Raw genomic sequence first — 1,053 nt, 5'->3', positions numbered from 1 at the left:
TCCTGTACTGTCGGGCTTTATTTTTTCTTCCTCTGCCTGGCGTATATGTTCTGTTTCTGCTTGATGCTTTCTTTTCTGTGGGGTCTGGGCTATCTTCTTCCAAATATCTACTTGCTGCTTGGCTTGCCCGATAGCTGCTTGGCGTTCTTTCTCGGCTACTATCTTCTCGGCAATGGTAGTGCCGCCTTTGGGCTTGGACTTCTGGAGTTTCTTCAATGCGGCTTCTTTGTCGGCCAGCATGGAGGCAGCGACATTCTGCGCTACTTGTTCGTCGCCCCCGGCCTGCTCTACAATGGCATCCCAGGCTGTATCGGGGTCGGCCTGCTCATAGAGGGGATTACCTTGTGCGTCTTTGGGGATGCGCTGTATGGCAGGAATATTTCCAGCTTCTATGTTGCTGTCTGCGGAAATACGTTCTTCTATCGCTTGCCTATTTTCAATAATTCCACTATCTTTGTCGAGGGAAATCGGTGCGGGACTGTTTGGGAGATTTCTCCCATAGGGATTCCGCTCAGACGGTAGTGACAGTTCTGCTCCGTTCCTTATTTTATTGAGAAGATTGTTTTCCGATTTTATATGTGCAGAGCTGATATAATCCTCAACTTCTCCTTGTTTGTTTACTACCGTTACATTGTATGTCTTCTTTCCATCTGACTTTTTGTACATTTTCACATACAAACGCGATCCATCTGTGTCGTTAATCACAAAGTCTGCCGCTTCCAGTGTAGGACGTATCGCACCGGATATATTCTCCCGGCTGTTTCTTACTAATTTGTTGTACAGATTACGTCCTACTTTTACAACCTCGCCCAATACCGTTCTTACCGGTGAGGAAAATTCTCTCTCAAATTCAGAAACTGTCTCAATCCTTCTCGGCAAAACTTCATCTGTTCCTTTGTCAAAAATATCAAGTAATACTTTTTCTGCTTCATTTCCCTTATAGACATAATTATCCTGTACTGTTGCATCGGAAATCCTCTCCTCTACAGGCTGTTCTATTTCCGGTACTCCTGCTCCGCTTTCTTCTTCGGGGTAGGATTGTATCTCGTCGAG

The 1,053-nt window shown here is 45.5% G+C and carries 1 protein-coding gene; it reads right to left on the bottom strand.

Annotation, left to right across the window (positions count from 1 at the left end; genetic code table 11):
- The coding region (locus tag BN2628_RS17340) for a hypothetical protein (RefSeq protein ID WP_257606324.1) at window positions 1–1,053 on the bottom strand (1,053 nt) is incomplete at both ends.

The sequence above is a fragment of the Gabonia massiliensis genome (assembly GCF_001403595.1).
Classification (GTDB): Bacteria; Bacteroidota; Bacteroidia; order Bacteroidales; family Coprobacteraceae; genus Coprobacter; species Coprobacter secundus.
Note: the sequence above shows the minus strand (reverse complement) of the source record. Positions and strands in the feature narration are given on the sequence as shown.